Origin of the sequence: Pseudobutyrivibrio sp. YE44, from assembly GCF_900104335.1 — a bacterium.
Taxonomy (GTDB): domain Bacteria; phylum Bacillota; class Clostridia; order Lachnospirales; family Lachnospiraceae; genus Pseudobutyrivibrio.
Genome location: NZ_FMXT01000001.1, coordinates 532,541 through 549,501, shown reverse-complemented (window position 1 = coordinate 549,501; position 16,961 = coordinate 532,541). Strand labels below are relative to the sequence as shown.

The following is a 16,961-nucleotide window of genomic DNA, read 5'->3' as shown; positions in this document are numbered from 1 at the left end:
GTCATGGAAGATAAGATTAAATCTGGTTATTTATATGATTTCTATGGAGAGCTTTTAACAGAGCACCAGAGAAATGTTTATGAAATGAGTGTATTAGAAGATTTGTCTTTATCTGAAATTGCAGACACCTTATCCATTTCCAGACAAGGGGTTCACGATTTACTTAAGCGTTGTGACCACCAGTTAGAGGATTATGAAGAAAGACTTCATTTGGTTGAGAAATTCATGAACATTCGAGCAGATGTTGTGAGAATAAATGAACTTACCTCAGGAAATCCCGATAAAGAAACCTTGTCAGAAATATCACGTTTATCTAGCTCGATTTTAGAGGAATTATAATATATGGCTTTTGATTCACTATCAGAGAAGCTTCAAGGTGTTTTTAAAAATCTTAGAAGCAAGGGACGACTTACCGAAGCTGATGTAAAAGCAGCTTTAAAGGAAGTTAAGATGGCCCTTCTTGAAGCGGACGTAAATTTTAAAGTAGTAAAGCAGTTTGTTAACACTGTCACAGAACGTGCCATTGGTTCAGATGTAATGAATGGCTTAAATCCTGGGCAGATGGTTATAAAGATAGTTAACGAAGAACTTGTTAATCTGATGGGTTCTGATGTTACTGATATTACTTACGGCACAGGGGGCGCAATAACCACTATCATGATGGTTGGTCTTCAGGGTGCTGGTAAAACAACTACCACAGCAAAGCTTGCTGGTAAGGTTAAGCAGCGTGGTAAGAAACCACTTCTTGTAGCTTGCGATATTTATCGTCCAGCTGCTATTGATCAGTTACAGGTCAATGGAAAGAAACAAGGAGTTGAGGTTTTCTCTCTTGGAGACAAGGAGAAGCCAGTTAAAATAGCTAAAGAGGCTATTGAGTATGCTAAGAAGAACGGCTTTGATGTAGTTATTTTCGATACAGCTGGTCGTCTTCATATAGATGAGGATATGATGAACGAGCTTGAGTCTATCAAGTCAAACATCGAAATCCTTAATACCATCTTGGTAGTTGATGCCATGACAGGTCAGGATGCAGTTAATGTTTCACAGACCTTTGATGAAAAGATTGGTATTGACGGAGTTATTATCACAAAGCTTGATGGTGATACACGAGGTGGTGCAGCCCTTTCAATCAAGGCAGTTACGGGAAAGCCTATTCTTTACGCAGGTATGGGTGAAAAGCTTTCAGATTTGGAGCAGTTCCATCCTGACAGAATGGCAAGCCGAATCCTTGGAATGGGTGATGTGCTTTCTTTAATTGAGAAGGCAGAACAAGAAATCGATAAAGATGCAGCTTTAGCTCTTTCTAAAAAGGTTAAGAAAGCATCCTTTGATTTTAACGATTATCTCACTTCAATGGAGCAGATGAAGAAGCTTGGCGGATTAACATCCATTCTTGGAATGATGCCAGGAATCAATTCATCACAGATGGCTCAGCTTGAAAATGCAGTAGATGATAAGAAACTTGCTCATATTGAGGCAATCATTCTTTCGATGACACCTGCAGAAAGAGAAAATCCAAAATTACTAAATCCTAGCAGAAAGCACAGAATTGCTGCTGGAGCTGGTTTAGATATTGCAGAGGTTAATCGCTTCATTAAACAATTTGAGCAATCAAAGAAGATGATGAAGCAGATGCCAAATATGATGGGTAAGGGACGACGCGGAATGCGCTTTCCATTTTAACCCATAGCACATAAGTGCAAATATTTTATTGTTTTATTCATTTAGGAGGAATTAAAAATGGCAGTAAAGATTAGATTAAAGAGAATGGGTCAGAAGAAGAGACCAATCTACAGAATCGTAGTAGCAGACGCTAGAGCACCACGTGATGGTAGAAACATCGATGAGATCGGTACATACGATCCAAATCAGGAGCCAGCTGAGGTTACAGTTGACGCTGAGGCAGCTAAGAAGTGGATTGCAAACGGTGCAAAGCCAACTGAGACTGTTGCTAGACTTTTCAAGCAGGCAGGAGTACAGTAATCATTCAATCGAAAGGTAGAGGAATATAGTGATGAAAGAATTAGTTGAAGTAATTGCTAAGTCACTTGTAGACAATCCAGAAGAGGTTGTTGTTTCCGAGAAAGAGGACGCTAAGTCAATTGTTGTTGAGCTTCGCGTTGCACCTTCTGATATGGGAAAGGTTATTGGAAAACAGGGTAGAATCGCAAAGGCTATACGTGCGGTTGTTAAGGCTGCAGCCTCAAAGATTGACAAAAAAGTTATAGTTGATATTGTAGATGTTAACTAGCTATTATTTGATGGGCCTAAATTCATTTTGGGCCCATTAATTTTTTATTATCAAATTATTTGTTTTAATATTTTTACAAAAAGCTATTTATTATTTTTAGGAGGCTATTTTGGAAGATTTATTTCAGGTAGGTTCAATTACACAAACACACGGAATAAAAGGCGAGGTAAAGGTTTTCCCTCTTACAGATGATATTTCACGCTTTAAGGGCATGAAGCATCTTTTATTAGATGGAGGAAAGGAAGGGTATATTGAGCTTGAAGTTGAAAATGCTCGTCCTCAGAAGAATCTTGTTATCCTCAAGTTTAAAGGAATAGATAATATTAATGATATAGAAAAATATAAAGGAAAAGGCCTTTATGTTACTAAGGAAAATCGTGTAGAGCTTAAAGCTGACGAATATTTCATTGCCGATTTAATAGGCTGTGAGGTATATACTGATGAAGCTCCTGACACTAAATTTGGTGTTATTTCCGATATTATGGAAACTGGTGCTAACGATGTATATGATATTGAGCTTGTTAATGGTGGTAATGTGCTTTTGCCTGCTATCAAAGACTGCATTTTAAAGGTTGATGTAGAAAGCAGAAGAGTTGATATTCATTTATTAAAGGGGTTGATGGATTAGTATGAAATATTATATTTTAACCCTATTTCCGGAAATGATAGAGGACGCTCTTAATACAAGTATTCTTGGACGTGCTAAGAATGCCGGGGCAATTTCTTTTGAGGCTATCAATATAAGGGATTATACTCTCGATAAACATAAAAAGGTTGATGATTACCCTTATGGAGGCGGTGCAGGTATGGTTATGCAGGCTCAGCCTATATATGATGCCTATAAAGCTGTCTGTGAAAAAGCTGGGCATAAGGTGCACTGCATTTATCTTACTCCACAGGGCCAGTTATTCACTCAGCCTGCAGCAAAGGAGTTGGCACTTAAGGAAGATATATGTTTGCTTTGCGGCCACTATGAAGGCATTGATGAGAGAGTGCTAGAAGAAATAGTTGATGAATACTATTCGATTGGCGATTACGTACTTACAGGTGGCGAGCTTCCTGCACTTGTAATGATAGACGCAATTTCAAGAATGGTGCCAGGTGTACTTACAAACTCTGAGTCAGGAGAGGATGAATCCTTAGAAAACAATTTATTGGAATACCCTCAGTATTCACGTCCTGAAACTTGGAATGATAAAAAGGTTCCACCAATTCTCCTTTCTGGCGACCACGCCAAGGTAGATGCTTGGAGAAAAGAACAGTCAATTCTTAGAACTAAAGAGCGTCGTCCAGATTTATATGCAAAGTATTTGGAAGAGAATAAATAATGAATTTTACGAATTATTTATAAAATTTATTGAAATATGTACGCTCACGTGTTAATATAAGTGAGTTGCTAAAAGAAGAGATGGTCCGCTGAATTGTAATAGGGCATTTCAAGAACGTCGCGAAGTTTAGGAGGAATTAAAATGAACGCAAACGAGATTATTAGAAACATCGAAGCTGCTGAGCTTAAGTCAGAGCTTCCTGAGTTCCAGGTTGGAGACACAGTTAAGGTTTATGGTCGTATCGTCGAGGGTAACCGTACACGTACTCAGGTATTTGAGGGTACAGTTATTAAGAGACAGGGCGGCAGCAACCGTGAGACATTTACAGTACGTAAGTCATCAAACGGTGTTGGTGTTGAGAAGACATGGCCACTCCACAGCCCTAACGTTGAGAAGATCGAAGTAGTTCGTAAGGGTAAAGTTCGTAGAGCTAAGCTTTACTACCTCAGAGATCTCACAGGTAAGAAGGCTAAGGTTAAGGAGAGAATCTAATCTCGGTATTCCAAGAACAGTCACTTATTGTGGCTGTTCTTTTACTTTATTATCAAATTGTTAACATTGTGACTTTTAATGGAAATTATACTGAAAATGAGGTATATTTATACTAAGGATTAAAAGGGAAAGTTGTATGTTTTTTTCAATAAAAGAGATATTTAACAAAAAATTTGGTAAGAGAAAAGATGGTTTAAATTTCCGTCGTAGACGTAGAAAATTTGATTTTGATAAAGCTAAATATGTTGGTATATTTGCACTTCAGTTGGCAGCAGTTATCCTGTTAGCTTATGGTATTGTTTTAGCTTTTGGAAAGCAGGTGGAGTGTTCCAATGCTTCTATGGAGCCAACCTATCAGACTTCTGACAAACTGCTTATTAATACAGTGGCTTATAAGCTTTCTAAACCAAGCACAGGGGATGTTATAGCCTTCAAACCAAAATCTAATGTTAATGCCAGCTATAGTGTTAAAAGAATTATTGGTTTGCCAGGTGACACTATTTATATTAATAACGGTCGCATTTATATTAATGATGAACTGTACAAAGAGAATCTTGAGGTAGAACGTATAGAAAATCCTGGTATCGCTGCTTCTCCAGTTGAATTAATGGAGGATCAGTACTTTGTACTTGGAGATAACCGAAATTCTTCTGAGGATTCAAGATATGAAAGTGTTGGTTTTGTTGCCAGTGAAGATATTTTAGGAAAAGTATGGATGAGATATCCATTTTAGAGGTGATATATGGAGTTTCAATGGTATCCTGGGCATATGACGAAAGCAAAGCGTCAAATGCAGGAAGATATAAAGCTTATCGATTTAGTTATAGAGGTAATAGATGCCAGATGTCCTGTTTCAAGCAGGAATCCTGATATAAACGGACTTGCTAATGGAAAGCTTAGATTAATCTTATTAAATAAATCTGATTTGGCTGATAAGGGTGTAAATCAGAAATGGAAGGAATACTTTAAATCGCAAGGATTTTATTGTGTAGAGCTTGATTCTAGAGATAGAAAGAACATGAAAGGTGTTCAGGCCACTTTAGATGAAGTTTGTGCTGCAAAGTTCGAACGTGATAGAAAGCGTGGAATTAAGAACCGTCCGGTTCGAGCAATGGTTGTTGGTATACCTAATGTAGGAAAATCAACTTTTATTAATTCTTTTGCTGGACGTGCAGTTGCCAAAACTGGTAATAAGCCAGGCGTTACTAAAGGAAAGCAATGGATTAAGCTAAATAAGTCTGTTGAATTATTAGATACTCCTGGTATTCTCTGGCCTAAGTTTGAGGACAATACAGTTGGTCTTCACCTTGCATTTATTGGTTCAATCAATGATGCGATTATTGAGACTAGAGAGCTTGCTTTGGAGCTTTGTGATTTCTTGACAAAAGAATATAGTGGTGTTTTAAAACAGAGATATGAAGTAGACGAAAGTGCAGTTAATCATGAGATAATTACTGAGATTGCACAAAAGAGAAATTTTGTAAAAAAAGGTTCTGAGCTGGATTTTGATAAAGCAGCAGCGGTACTGATTGATGAATTTCGAAATGGTAGCTTAGGAAATATTTCACTTGAAAGGCCATAATGATGAACGTAATCGACTTTAATGATGAAGAACAGATTAAAAAGGATATTGAAAAAGCTAGACAGAGAGTAAATGATAGTCCTTCTAAATCAAAAGATAATGAAAAGACTCGTGCCAAGGAAAATGGTGAGGTTTTTGAAGAAGATGAGCCTCTTACTACTAAGGGGATATTAAGAGAGATTCTCAGCGTTGTTATTAATGTTGCTGTGTGCTTTTTAATAGTATTTGTTATCACACAGTTTATTGGTCAGCGTACTGTGGTTAGTGGAAGCTCCATGGAGGATACTCTTTCAGATGGTGATAATCTAATTGTAGATAAAATTAGCTATCGTATACATGACCCTGAACGTTTTGATGTTGTTGTATTTCCATATAAATACGAGGAAAACACCTATTATATAAAAAGAGTGATAGGTCTTCCTGGAGAAACTGTTAGAATTGATGCTTCTGGAAATATTTATGTAAATGATGAACTTTTACCAGAGGAATATGGTACTGAGGTTATTCGTAATGCAGGTATAGCTAGCACAGAGATTTATCTTGGCGAAGATGAATTCTTTGTTCTTGGTGATAACAGAAACAACAGTACAGATTCAAGATTTGAAGCTGTTGGAAATATAAAGGGAGATGACATTGTTGGTAAGGCTTGGGTAAGAGTATATCCTTTCTCTAAATTTGGCCTTGTAGACAATATTGACTAGTGTTATGGGCGAAAAGAAAATTACCGATATTCAAAAGGAATTCAAGGAATCATCAATCGAACTTCTTCCATCTTTTATAGAGGAATATATCAATGACGGAAGACCAGGGGTGTCTAAAATCATTGGTCAGGCTCAAAAGAAAATGGAGAAGCTGAGAATTGAAAAAGAGCGTATCGAACGGCTCAAAGAATATGAATACCAGTATTGGGAAAAATATGAGTATGTAGGTGGTATTGATGAGGTTGGCCGTGGCCCTTTGGCTGGCCCGGTTGTAACAGCTTGTGTTATCCTCCCAAAGGACTGTGATATTTTATACATCAATGATTCTAAGAAGCTTTCAGCAGCTAAACGTGAGGAGCTTTACGAGGAAATAATGGCTAAGGCTATTTCGGTAGGCATTGGAGTGGTTTCTGAGGAGCGTATTGATGAGATTAATATACTTCAGGCCACTTACGAAGCTATGCGTCAGGCCATCTCCTTGGGTAGTGTAGAGCCACAGCTTCTTTTGAACGATGCTGTTACAATTCCTGGAGTAACAATTCCTCAGGTTCCAATTATTAAAGGTGACGCAAAGTCTATATCTATAGGTGCTGCAAGTATTATTGCAAAGGTTACAAGAGATAAAATGATGGTTGAATATGACGATATTTATCCTGAGTATCATTTTGCAAGTAATAAGGGCTATGGTTCTTCTGAACATATTGAGGCTCTTAAAAAATATGGACCTTGTCCTATTCATAGAAAATCTTTTATCGGTAACTTTGTTTAACGGTCAAGTTATTGCTTATAAAAGAACCATTTGATTGCAAACTGGTTCATGGAGAGCGTATGAATATTAACACAGGTTTCAATCCATACAATGGAGGAATGATTAATGATGCTGCAGCACGTACAAAAATGGCAGCATCACAGTCCCTCACTGGAACCGCCGCTGACACCTTAAAGGAAGGTGAAGTCTTTGAGGGTTCTGTTAATTCCATTGAAAATGGTAAGGTGACAATCGGTCTGGCTAATGGTCAGACTATGACTGCTCGCCTTGATTCTGGTGTTAATCTTGTGCCTGGACAGTCTGTTTTTTTTGAAGTAAAAAGCAATGATGGTAATTTAATTCAAATTCGTCCAGTTAATCTTGGTGGACTTGAAGCCAATCCTACACTTCTAAAGGCTTTGGATTTAGCCAATATTTCTGTTTCTGAAAAGAATATCAGTATGGTGAATTCCATGATGCAAAATTCAATGCCTATTAATCCAGAGAATCTTGCAGCTATGCATAGAATTGTCCTTAATAATCCTGAGGTGGATCCTCAGACACTTGTTACAATGGCGAAGCATGGTTTGGACATTACACCTGACAACATTAGTATGTTTACTAATTATGCTAATGACAAAGCGGTGCTTTCTGATAATTTTCAGGTTATAGCCGATATGCTTCCAGAATTGATGACTTCTGAGGAATTGACGGCTTCCGATGTTATAAATATCAATAGTCAGTTAAAGGCTATCTTTGTAGAGGGAAGTGTTGTAAATCTTGAATCGCAAGTCACTGAACAGACGTCAGAGGGTAACGTTACTTTAACAGAGGAAAATGTAGAGGCTGAAGCAACTACTAATCAGCAGCCTAAGGTGGAAGTTGTTCCTACAGAAAATTTTTCAACCAAAGCTGATGGTATAGAGTTAAATAACAAAGGTTTTGAGGGGATATCTAATAATATTAATCCTCAAAATAAAATTGGGGCTAATGCTGAGGCACTGCAAGTTAATCCAGAGGCTTCCAAGGCAGCAGAAGGACAGGCAGCCCAAACAACAGCCCAGCAAATTGTCACCACTGAGGAATCTGGAATACAGATGCTAAACAACTTTGCTGGTGAAAAGCAGATTAATTCCTTTAATGCGATTTTGAATAATCTTCCAGATTTCCCAAAAGATAATCTTGAGATTTTTGGGGAAGATGGAACTCTAAAAACTGATGCAAATATTAAAGAGGTATTCAGAGAGATATCTGATTACTTAGAAAATCATCCAGATATTCCAAAATCCACATTAAATGATATAATAAAGGCTCCGCTTTATAGAGGTTTGCTTAAAAATCTTATTACAGATAGCTTTACTATGGAGCCGAAGGATGTTACGAAGCCAGGTGAGATTTCAAAGCTTTATGAGCGTGTTCTTAAGCAGACTGAGGCTTTAGAGCGATTGATATCTAGCTTTAACAATAAAGCCAGTGATGCGATTAAAAATCAAACTAATGAGATCAAGCAGAATATCAACTTTATGAATTCTGCAAATGAGATGTACAATTTCGTTCAGATTCCGCTGAAGATGTACAACCAGAACACCGACAGTATGCTTTATGTTCGTCAAAACAAAAAGAGTAGCTATGAGGCTGGTGAGGAAATTACCGCATTCCTGCATTTTGATATGGAATATTTAGGTCCAACTGACGTGTTTATTTCTCTCAAGGAAACAAAGGTTGGATGCAAATGGAATTTGGCAAATGAATCTTCCTTAAAGCTTATTGAGGACAACTTGGATTTACTTACTGAACGCCTAGAAGCCAAGGGCTTTACAGTGTCTTCTGAGTTGACCTGTGGAGAGGATAAGGCAGATTTTGTTGAGGATTTTTTAGGTTCGCCTCCAATAGAAGGTAAAGGTCTTAATGAGGGCTTAGTGCATAGATATAGCTTTGATATGAGAGCATAATGAGGGCTAGGTAATGGCTGAAGAGAAAAGCTTTGATAAGAATAAAACAGCGGTTGCTCTTTCTTATGAGGCTGGGGATGCTGCGCCTAAAATTCTTGCTTCTGGAAAAGGATATGTTGCAGAACAAATTATAGAAGAAGCAAAGAAAGCTGATGTCCCTTTTTATCAGGACAATGAGCTGGCGGAGACTTTGAGCAAGCTAAATATTGGAGATGCCATACCACCTGAGCTTTATGAGGTTGTAGCGGAGATTTTAGTTTTCGTTAATGATATGGAAAAGCTGAAGGCGAAGCTTGGAAGATAAGATTTACATTTTATGAATTATAGAAAACAAGGAAATGATTTTGAACAGCTTGCAGCTGATTATCTCAAAAACAATGGAATGAAAATCCTTAAGCAGAACTTTTACTGCAAAATGGGAGAGGTTGATATTGTTGGAAAAGATGGTGATTACTTAGTCTTTGTTGAGGTAAAATATCGCAAAAACAAAAGGACTGGTTCTGCTGTAGAGGCTGTTAATTATAATAAAAAGAGAAAGATTTCTCGCTGTGCTGATGTTTATATGATGATGAATCACGTAAGCTCAGACACCAGTGTCAGGTTTGATGTTGTAGCAATAGAGGAAGGACATTTATCGCATTTTAAAAATGCATTTGAGTATATACCAATATGTTAAATTCAAGTCATAAAATTAAGGAAATAATGGAGGGAAGCCCAGCTGATTTGGCGGGCCTTGTTCCTGGAGATATAATTACAAAGATAAATAATGTTGAGCTTGTAGATATTTTTGATTATCACTATTACAGTGATGACGCTGATATTACTGTAGAGCTTCTTCATGAGGATGGCAGCACCTCCACCACTTTTGTAAAAAAGGAGGATGGCGAGGATTTAGGCGTAATTTTCTGTAATGGTCTTATGGATGATTACAAATCCTGTTCAAACAAATGTGCCTTTTGCTTTATAGATCAGATGCCACCTGGCATGAGAGAAACTCTTTATTTTAAGGATGATGATACCCGTCTTTCGTTTTTACAGGGCAATTATGTTACCCTCACAAATATGAAGATGGCGGATTTAGATAGAATTATTGCATATAAGCTTGGACCTATTAATATTTCGGTACATGCAACTAATCCAGAGCTTCGTATGAAGCTATTACATAATCGTTTTGCTGGAGATATTTTAGAAAAGATTCGAAAGCTTTACGAGGCTGAGATTCCTATGAATGCCCAGGTGGTTTCCTGTCCGGGCTTAAACGATGGGCCTGAGCTTGATAGAACCATAGGGGATTTAATGCAGTTCGCTCCGGTTATGAGTTCGATGTCTGTGGTTCCCGTGGGAATCACAAAGTATAGAGATGGATTATTTCCTCTTAGGACCTACACAGCAGAAGAAGCTGGCGCTGTAATTGATCAAATTGAAAAATGGCAGCAGATTGCTATGGAAAAGTTTGGAAACCACTTCGTTCAGGCTTCTGATGAATGGTATATTCTTGCAGGACGTCCACTTCCAGAGGCAGATAGATATGATGGATTTATCCAGTTGGAAAATGGTGTTGGAATGCTTCGACTTCTGAAGGAAGAGGTTTTAGATGCTTTGGAAGATATAAAGAAGCCTTTCTTTATGAAACGCAGAAAAGTTACCATTGCAACAGGAAAGCTTGCGGCTCCATTTATGAAGGAGCTTGGTGATTTAATAACTGAAAAGTTTAACAAGGTAACTGTTGAAGTTGTTCCTATAACTAATGATTTCTTTGGTGAGGAAATCACAGTTTCAGGACTTATTACAGGGCAGGATTTAATAGCCCAACTGAAAGATAGGGATTTAGGAGATAATCTTCTTTTATCCTGCACAATGCTTCGTGCACAAGAGGAAGTATTCCTTGATGATATAACCTTGTCTGAGCTTGAGTCGGCTTTACAAGTAAAGACTCGTATTGTACAATCAGACGGTCGAGATTTAGTACTCGCGATAATAGGAAAAGAGAGGTAACGTATGGCAAGACCAGTAGTGGCTATTGTTGGCCGCCCAAATGTTGGAAAATCTACGCTTTTTAATGCACTTGCAGGAGAGCGTATTTCAATTGTTAAAGATACACCAGGTGTAACTAGAGATAGAATTTATGCTGATGTAAGTTGGCTTAATTATGATTTCACCATGATTGATACAGGCGGTATCGAGCCAGATTCTAAGGATATTATTTTGTCTCAGATGAGAGAGCAAGCACAGATAGCTATTGATACAGCTGATGTAATTGTGTTCCTTGTAGATGTAAAGCAAGGCTTACAGGATAGCGATTCAAAGGTAGCTGATATGCTTCGTCGCAGTCACAAGCCTGTTATTCTTGTGGTAAATAAGGTAGACAGCTTCGAGCGTGATATGGCTGATGTTTACGAGTTCTATAATCTTGGAATTGGTGATCCTATTCCAATTTCTGCAAGTTCTCGTCTTGGTTTCGGTGATATGCTTGACGTGGTTGTTAGCTACTTCCCAGAGCCATCAGGAGATGAGGAAGAGGATGACACTCCTCGTATCGCTGTAATTGGAAAGCCAAACGTAGGTAAATCTTCATTGATTAATAAGCTTTGTGGTGAAGACCGTGTTATTGTTTCAGATATTGCTGGTACCACCAGAGATGCTGTAGATACTAGAGTTCGTTATAATCACAAGGATTATATTTTTATTGATACAGCTGGACTTCGTCGTAAGAGCAAAATTAAAGAAGACCTTGAGCGCTATTCAATTGTTCGTGCTGTTGCATCCGTTGAAAAGGCTGATGTTGTAATCATTATGATTGATGCCACTGAGGGTGTAACAGAGCAGGATGCAAAGATTGCTGGTATTGCTCATGAGCGTGGAAAGGGTATAATTATATGTGTAAACAAGTGGGATGCCATTGAGAAAAATGACAAGACCATGAAGGAGCATGAGACAAAGATTCGTCAGATTCTTTCCTTCATGCCTTACGCATCAATCCTTTTCATTTCTGTAAAGAGTGGACAGCGTTTAGGAAAGATTTACGAGACAATTGATGCTGTTATTGAAAACAACTCAATGCGTATTGCAACTGGTGTTCTTAATGAAATTGTTACTGAGGCAGTTGCTCTTCAGCAGCCACCTACAGACAAGGGGAAGAGACTTAAGATTTTCTATACCACACAGGTTGCTGTTAAACCACCTACTTTCGTTATATTTGTAAATGAGAAGTATTTGATGCATTTCTCATACGTTAGATATCTTGAGAACCGAATCAGAGATGCATTTGGTTTCGAAGGTACATCTCTGAAATTTATAATTAGAGAGAGGAAGGAAAACGAATAATGATAATTGGGAGAATTATTGCAGTATTAATTGGTTATTGCTTTGGTATGATTTTGATGGGCTATTTGATTGGCAAGTCAAAGCATATCGATTTAACTAAAGTTGGCAGCGGAAATGTTGGTTCTACAAATACCATGCGTAATCTTGGTGTTCCAGCGGGACTTATCACCTTAGCATGGGATTGTACAAAGTGTATTGTTGCAGGGCTTTTTGTATGGCTTACCTTTAGCCGTTTCGTAGAGAATGGTGATGCATGGCCAAATATTTATATGATTTATGCAGGGCTTGGTTGTGTTCTCGGACACGATTTCCCTTGCTATATGAAGTTTAAGGGTGGAAAAGGAATTGCATCTACACTTGGCTTTATCATTGCTTTCTTTCCAAAGGCAGTGTTTATTCCAGCATGTATTTTCATTGCAATTGTAGCAATTACCAGATACGTATCTCTTGGTTCTATCATTGGTGTTCTTTCTTTTGCAATCGAAATCGTATTGGCTGCACATTTTGGGATTCTCCCATTTGAAGGCACCGAACTTACCGAAGTTGTGGTTATCTGCATCTTCGTAGCAGCGCTTGGAATTACGTTACATCACGCAAACATCAAGCGTCTTCTCAACGGAAACGAGAACAAATTCTCGTTCCACCCAGAAACACGCGCGTAGCGTTTATGGTGGACAGCGACTATTGTAAGTAATATAGCCGATTAGGTTGATAATTTTAGGTATAACTACGTAGCTAAAGAATGCTTCGCGAAAGTTATACCTAGAGGTTTTCAACTATCGGCTTATTTTTTGAAAGAAAAGCTGGTAGGATACAATTTGTAGTGCCCTTTTTCGAGAGTATAGTGAAAACGATGAGAAAAAGGGCGCTATAATATTGTATGCGTGACCAGCGTAACTATTCGAAAGACTAGAGGTATATGAATGGCAAGAATTAGTGTACTAGGAGCAGGTAGCTGGGGTATAGCCCTTGCTGTCATGCTTAACAAGAATGGACATGAGGTAACCGTTTGGTCCCACCGTCAGTCGCAGGTGGATCAGATGAACGACACTCATACCAGCGACAAAATAAAAGGCGTAAAGCTTCCTGAATCAATGATATTTACAGCAGATATTGAAGCTGCTACAAAAACAGCAGATGTTATTCTTATGGCAGTTCCTTCAAAGGCCACAAGAGAGACTGCAGAAAAGATTAAAGATTTTGTTAATGAAAATCAGATTTTCATTACAGTTACAAAGGGTATAGAAGAGGGAACTCTTTTCACTCAGACAGAAATACTTGAAGATGTTTTAGGCGAGGATAAACGTATCTGCGTATTATCTGGTCCAAGTCACGCAGAAGAGGTTGTTGTATTTAAGCCAACTCTTGTGGTGGCTGGCTCTACTGATCGTCAGACCTCACTATTTGTTCAGAATCTTTTTATGAACAAATACTTCAGAGTATATTCCTCTCCAGATGTAAAAGGAATAGAAGTAGGTGCAGCACTAAAAAATGTTATTGCACTTGCTGCCGGTATGTCTGATGGACTTGGCTTTGGTGATAATGCAAAGGCCGCACTTATTACTCGCGGAATTAAAGAGATTTCAGCCCTTGCAGTTGCAATGGGAGGATTACCAGAGACACTTTCAGGTCTTACAGGTGTTGGCGACCTTATTGTTACCTGTTCATCAATGCATTCTAGAAACCGAATGGCTGGTTTTTATATGGGCCAGGGCATGTCTAAGGATGAGGCCATGGAAAAGGTAGCCATGGTAGTAGAGGGGGTATACTCTGCAAAGGCTGCCAAAAAGCTTGCTGAAAAGTACGGCATTGAAATGCCAATCGTTGATGTGGTAAATGCAGTTCTATTTGATGGAATGGATACAAAGGATGCTGTGTACGAGCTTATGACCAGATCTAAGAAGGATGAAACTTCTGATTTGGAATGGTAATTAAATAAATAGAGCAGTTTTAAGTCCCTGACTTGTGAGTGACGTTTTTTACTGGAAAACCAGAAGAAATACGTAACTTGCAAGCCAGGGATTTTTGTTAATATTTTGTGAAATATTTGTGGCTAATTTGTGAATCATATGTTATCCTAGAAATGTCTATGTGGCAAATTCTTTTATTTGAGGTTTATATAAGATGCGGCAAATGGTTGTTACTTTTGTTACTAGTGATAACTATGTGTATCATTTTAAACTAGCAAATATGGTTTGCCTGCTAATATTAAATATAGATATGGAGAATAATGTAATGAAAAAAACAAAGCTATTTATGCTGACCATGGCGCTTATTAGCACAGTGGTTTCTTTTACTGGCTGCGGAGTTGAAGGAGTGTCACCTACACGTGCTGGTATGCCAGTTCCTAAAAGTGAAGAATCATCAGAGTTTGGTGAACAGGTTGCTGATGAGTATCCTCTTTCAAGGGAGACTATAAAAAAGTTAAAGGATTTGGACTCAGACTATAACAAGGTTAATTGGATGGTAACTTATTCGCCATCTAAGGAGTATCCTGATATTGTTGTATCTGAAACAAAGTATGAGTACAAAGGTTTTAACCATCTTGTAGTTGCTTTTACAAATCTTTCGGATGAAGCTGTAAAAATCACCTATAAGGGCGGTGCTAAAAATTCAACAGATGAAATCGAAAAGGATCTTGGTGAATCTGATGTTGAATTGGGACCTAAGGCAACTATCTGTAGTGATTTGTATTTTAAGTTAAAGGAGCCATCTGGTGATATAGAATGGAACACCTTTGAGGTTTCTGAATCTGATAAGCTGTATATACCATATGAGCAAACAGTTACTTTAGATCTTGATAGCTCAGGAGATTACTACATTGAGGCTTCTCAGAAAGCTGATGCCAGACTTGATTGTGACTATCATGATGGTTTTGCTGCAGTATTAGACAAGGATGGAAATATTCTACAGGGAGAAAATGCCAACTGGGGCAATAGCGTATCTCTTTACAATGATTCATTTGGTGGAGAAGATGCAGATGTAGTTTATTTCAAGAATTTTTATAGAGCTGTAAATTAAGCATTTGGAGGTATATAAATGTTTTGTACTAATTGTGGAGCAGAGATTGCTCCAGGGAATAAGTTTTGTGAGAATTGTGGACAGCCTGTTGAACAGGAAGCTCCAAAGCCAGTAGAGGCTAATAATAGTGCTCCAGTTGCACCAACACCAGCACCAACACCAGCACCAGCTCCAATGCCAGCGCCACAGCAGGCTCCAGTTGCTGGAAACACTGCTGCATCAAATAAGGGTTCAAATAAAACTCTTGTGATTATTATTGTTGCAGCTATCATTGCGCTTGTTTTAATTTTAGCTGTTGGTGGTTTTGCTTTTAAGAAGATTAAGGATTCTAAGCTTGGCAAGGCTAACGAAACAACTGAGACTACTGAAGAAGTAGCAGATTCAAAGGATTCTGAAGAAGAAACTGAGGAAGATGATTCTCTTAAGGAAGGCTTCCTTACAAGCTATAGTCAAGTTACAGAAGATGAATATAAGGCGTTTGAAGAAATTTGTTTCGATAGTTTTGCTTCACAGCTTGCTGATGATGAGGAATATGCAGATGGAGAGCTTATTTCTAAGGCTGAATTTGCAGGATATATCTTTCACGCTAATGATACAGAACAAGGAGTGAAAGGTAATGATCTTTTGCTTGTGTACTCAGAAACTGTTTCAATTTATGGATCAGAAAGAGAGCGTTTAAAGGTTGGAGCATTTTCTAATCTTGAAAGAGTAAATGGTGAGTTGCAATGGGGTGACATGGGTTATGGTTCTGATTTTTCTGGAGCCAGAGACGGTGACTCGGCTATAAATATGTTCCTTACATGTGTAAGACGTGATGAAAATAGAGATGGATCAAATGATAGCCAGTATGAGTGTGGTGGTATATTTGAAAAATATATAGGCTGTCAGCGCCTTAGAGATTATTCTGAAATCACAGATGAGAACAGAGATGTGTTTAAGGAAGTTGCTGAATGGGGTATTCAGTATTATTTACCTGGTAATGATACTAGTCTTATTATAGAAGATATTAATTATGAAGGTGATATTTTTAATGTATATCATGATGATAATTTTACTTTACCAGATGAATATTATTTAGTTTATACAGCTTCTGTTTCTACTACTGGTGGCGGTCTTGATCATCAGAAGGTATACATTCCGGTAATGTTTGGAAATCTATATAAGCTTACAGATGGATCTTGTGACTGTAGTGATTTTAATTATTTTGGAAACTTTGCTGGAGATTACTATTTTGGTTACGGCGTTTGCTTCGGTTATGGAGATGACGAAGAAATGTATAGAGGTGTTGTTTCTGAAAATAGAAATTCCTATGATAGCTATTTATCAGATACCATGCAAGAAATCGAGGACAAATACAAGGTATACTAATATATAAAGACTCAAAATAGTTATTTATGACCATTTGTGTCTGAATTGTTAAACTTTATATAGTGGTATCTAATTCTATTGACTACTAGATAATGTGGTGGTAGTATAAATCTATCAACACAATATCTAGTAGTTTTTTATTAAAATCAACTAGATATTGACAGAATATTCAAATAATAATTGTTTTGTTTTTA

The 16,961-nt window shown here is 37.8% G+C and carries 20 protein-coding genes; all 20 read left to right on the top strand.

Features of this window, described 5'->3' with window-relative positions; all coding sequences use genetic code 11:
- Positions 1-3 precede the first annotated feature (3 nt).
- The 20 genes from ylxM to BLR54_RS02410 all read left to right on the top strand — a co-directional run bounded on the left by ylxM (position 4) and on the right by BLR54_RS02410 (position 16,767).
- Positions 4-339 carry a YlxM family DNA-binding protein gene (ylxM, locus tag BLR54_RS02505; protein WP_090416632.1) on the top strand — a complete coding sequence of 112 codons (336 nt, stop codon included), beginning with the start codon at positions 4-6 and terminating at the stop codon, positions 337-339.
- A 3-nt stretch (positions 340-342) separates the two neighbouring features.
- On the top strand, positions 343-1,683 hold the full coding sequence (gene ffh, locus BLR54_RS02500) for a signal recognition particle protein (protein ID WP_090416631.1): 1,341 nt from the start codon (positions 343-345) through the stop codon (positions 1,681-1,683).
- Positions 1,684-1,740: 57 nt separating this feature from the next.
- On the top strand, positions 1,741-1,983 hold the full coding sequence (gene rpsP, locus BLR54_RS02495; RefSeq protein ID WP_015549838.1) for a 30S ribosomal protein S16: 243 nt from the start codon (positions 1,741-1,743) through the stop codon (positions 1,981-1,983).
- A 31-nt stretch (positions 1,984-2,014) separates the two neighbouring features.
- On the top strand, positions 2,015-2,251 hold the full coding sequence (locus BLR54_RS02490; RefSeq protein ID WP_028246987.1) for a KH domain-containing protein: 237 nt from the start codon (positions 2,015-2,017) through the stop codon (positions 2,249-2,251).
- 109 nt (positions 2,252-2,360) lie between these two features.
- A complete protein-coding gene (gene rimM / locus BLR54_RS02485) occupies positions 2,361-2,879 on the top strand; it encodes a ribosome maturation factor RimM (RefSeq protein WP_090416630.1) in 519 nt (172 codons plus the stop codon).
- Position 2,880: 1 nt separating this feature from the next.
- Positions 2,881-3,579: a tRNA (guanosine(37)-N1)-methyltransferase TrmD gene (gene trmD, locus BLR54_RS02480; protein ID WP_090416629.1), complete on the top strand. Its 699-nt coding sequence runs from the start codon at positions 2,881-2,883 to the stop codon at positions 3,577-3,579.
- Between the two features lie 141 nt (positions 3,580-3,720).
- Entirely contained in the window at positions 3,721-4,071 is a 351-nt protein-coding gene (rplS, locus tag BLR54_RS02475; protein WP_072914156.1) for a 50S ribosomal protein L19, read from the top strand.
- A gap of 136 nt (positions 4,072-4,207) precedes the next feature.
- Positions 4,208-4,804 (top strand): signal peptidase I, encoded by a 597-nt coding sequence (gene lepB, locus BLR54_RS02470; RefSeq protein WP_090416628.1) that lies wholly within the window; start codon positions 4,208-4,210, stop codon positions 4,802-4,804.
- 9 nt (positions 4,805-4,813) lie between these two features.
- Positions 4,814-5,653 carry a ribosome biogenesis GTPase YlqF gene (gene ylqF, locus BLR54_RS02465; RefSeq protein WP_090416627.1) on the top strand — a complete coding sequence of 280 codons (840 nt, stop codon included), beginning with the start codon at positions 4,814-4,816 and terminating at the stop codon, positions 5,651-5,653.
- 167 nt (positions 5,654-5,820) lie between these two features.
- A complete protein-coding gene (gene lepB, locus BLR54_RS02460) occupies positions 5,821-6,354 on the top strand; it encodes a signal peptidase I (RefSeq protein WP_242871196.1) in 534 nt (177 codons plus the stop codon).
- Positions 6,355-6,358: 4 nt separating this feature from the next.
- On the top strand, positions 6,359-7,123 hold the full coding sequence (locus BLR54_RS02455) for a ribonuclease HII (RefSeq protein WP_090417285.1): 765 nt from the start codon (positions 6,359-6,361) through the stop codon (positions 7,121-7,123).
- Between the two features lie 59 nt (positions 7,124-7,182).
- A complete protein-coding gene (gene fliK, locus BLR54_RS02450) occupies positions 7,183-9,054 on the top strand; it encodes a flagellar hook-length control protein FliK (protein WP_090416626.1) in 1,872 nt (623 codons plus the stop codon).
- 13 nt (positions 9,055-9,067) lie between these two features.
- The gene (locus BLR54_RS02445; protein ID WP_090416625.1) at positions 9,068-9,358 is read left to right on the top strand and encodes an EscU/YscU/HrcU family type III secretion system export apparatus switch protein; all 291 of its coding nucleotides are present in this window, start codon (positions 9,068-9,070) and stop codon (positions 9,356-9,358) included.
- Between the two features lie 12 nt (positions 9,359-9,370).
- Positions 9,371-9,730, top strand: a complete 360-nt coding sequence (locus tag BLR54_RS02440) for a YraN family protein (protein ID WP_090416624.1) — start codon at positions 9,371-9,373, stop codon at positions 9,728-9,730.
- A complete protein-coding gene (locus BLR54_RS02435; RefSeq protein WP_090416623.1) occupies positions 9,724-11,049 on the top strand; it encodes a DUF512 domain-containing protein in 1,326 nt (441 codons plus the stop codon). The genes BLR54_RS02440 and BLR54_RS02435 overlap by 7 nt, the downstream gene beginning before the upstream one ends.
- 3 nt (positions 11,050-11,052) lie before the next feature.
- Complete coding sequence (gene der / locus BLR54_RS02430; protein WP_090416622.1) at positions 11,053-12,378, top strand: ribosome biogenesis GTPase Der; 1,326 nt, start codon at positions 11,053-11,055, stop codon at positions 12,376-12,378.
- Complete coding sequence (locus BLR54_RS02425; protein ID WP_090416621.1) at positions 12,378-13,040, top strand: glycerol-3-phosphate acyltransferase; 663 nt, start codon at positions 12,378-12,380, stop codon at positions 13,038-13,040. Before der ends, BLR54_RS02425 begins: the two co-directional genes overlap by 1 nt.
- A 261-nt stretch (positions 13,041-13,301) precedes the next feature.
- Positions 13,302-14,309: an NAD(P)H-dependent glycerol-3-phosphate dehydrogenase gene (locus BLR54_RS02420; RefSeq protein ID WP_090416620.1), complete on the top strand. Its 1,008-nt coding sequence runs from the start codon at positions 13,302-13,304 to the stop codon at positions 14,307-14,309.
- Between the two features lie 304 nt (positions 14,310-14,613).
- Positions 14,614-15,399: a hypothetical protein gene (locus BLR54_RS02415; RefSeq protein ID WP_090416619.1), complete on the top strand. Its 786-nt coding sequence runs from the start codon at positions 14,614-14,616 to the stop codon at positions 15,397-15,399.
- An 18-nt stretch (positions 15,400-15,417) separates the two neighbouring features.
- Complete coding sequence (locus BLR54_RS02410) at positions 15,418-16,767, top strand: zinc ribbon domain-containing protein (RefSeq protein ID WP_090416618.1); 1,350 nt, start codon at positions 15,418-15,420, stop codon at positions 16,765-16,767.
- Positions 16,768-16,961: the final 194 nt, after the last annotated feature.

Bases quoted from the DNA above. Each gene is read 5' to 3' on its own strand.
- ylxM (WP_090416632.1), top strand. From the start codon at position 4: ATGGAAGATAAGATTAAATCTGGTTATTTATATGATTTCTATGGAGAG.
- ffh (WP_090416631.1), top strand. From the start codon at position 343: ATGGCTTTTGATTCACTATCAGAGAAGCTTCAAGGTGTTTTTAAAAAT.
- rpsP (WP_015549838.1), top strand. From the start codon at position 1,741: ATGGCAGTAAAGATTAGATTAAAGAGAATGGGTCAGAAGAAGAGACCA.
- BLR54_RS02490 (WP_028246987.1), top strand. From the start codon at position 2,015: ATGAAAGAATTAGTTGAAGTAATTGCTAAGTCACTTGTAGACAATCCA.
- trmD (WP_090416629.1), top strand. From the start codon at position 2,881: ATGAAATATTATATTTTAACCCTATTTCCGGAAATGATAGAGGACGCT.
- rplS (WP_072914156.1), top strand. From the start codon at position 3,721: ATGAACGCAAACGAGATTATTAGAAACATCGAAGCTGCTGAGCTTAAG.
- lepB (WP_090416628.1), top strand. From the start codon at position 4,208: ATGTTTTTTTCAATAAAAGAGATATTTAACAAAAAATTTGGTAAGAGA.
- ylqF (WP_090416627.1), top strand. From the start codon at position 4,814: ATGGAGTTTCAATGGTATCCTGGGCATATGACGAAAGCAAAGCGTCAA.
- BLR54_RS02455 (WP_090417285.1), top strand. From the start codon at position 6,359: ATGGGCGAAAAGAAAATTACCGATATTCAAAAGGAATTCAAGGAATCA.
- fliK (WP_090416626.1), top strand. From the start codon at position 7,183: ATGAATATTAACACAGGTTTCAATCCATACAATGGAGGAATGATTAAT.
- BLR54_RS02445 (WP_090416625.1), top strand. From the start codon at position 9,068: ATGGCTGAAGAGAAAAGCTTTGATAAGAATAAAACAGCGGTTGCTCTT.
- BLR54_RS02440 (WP_090416624.1), top strand. From the start codon at position 9,371: ATGAATTATAGAAAACAAGGAAATGATTTTGAACAGCTTGCAGCTGAT.
- BLR54_RS02435 (WP_090416623.1), top strand. From the start codon at position 9,724: ATGTTAAATTCAAGTCATAAAATTAAGGAAATAATGGAGGGAAGCCCA.
- der (WP_090416622.1), top strand. From the start codon at position 11,053: ATGGCAAGACCAGTAGTGGCTATTGTTGGCCGCCCAAATGTTGGAAAA.
- BLR54_RS02425 (WP_090416621.1), top strand. From the start codon at position 12,378: ATGATAATTGGGAGAATTATTGCAGTATTAATTGGTTATTGCTTTGGT.
- BLR54_RS02420 (WP_090416620.1), top strand. From the start codon at position 13,302: ATGGCAAGAATTAGTGTACTAGGAGCAGGTAGCTGGGGTATAGCCCTT.
- BLR54_RS02415 (WP_090416619.1), top strand. From the start codon at position 14,614: ATGAAAAAAACAAAGCTATTTATGCTGACCATGGCGCTTATTAGCACA.
- BLR54_RS02410 (WP_090416618.1), top strand. From the start codon at position 15,418: ATGTTTTGTACTAATTGTGGAGCAGAGATTGCTCCAGGGAATAAGTTT.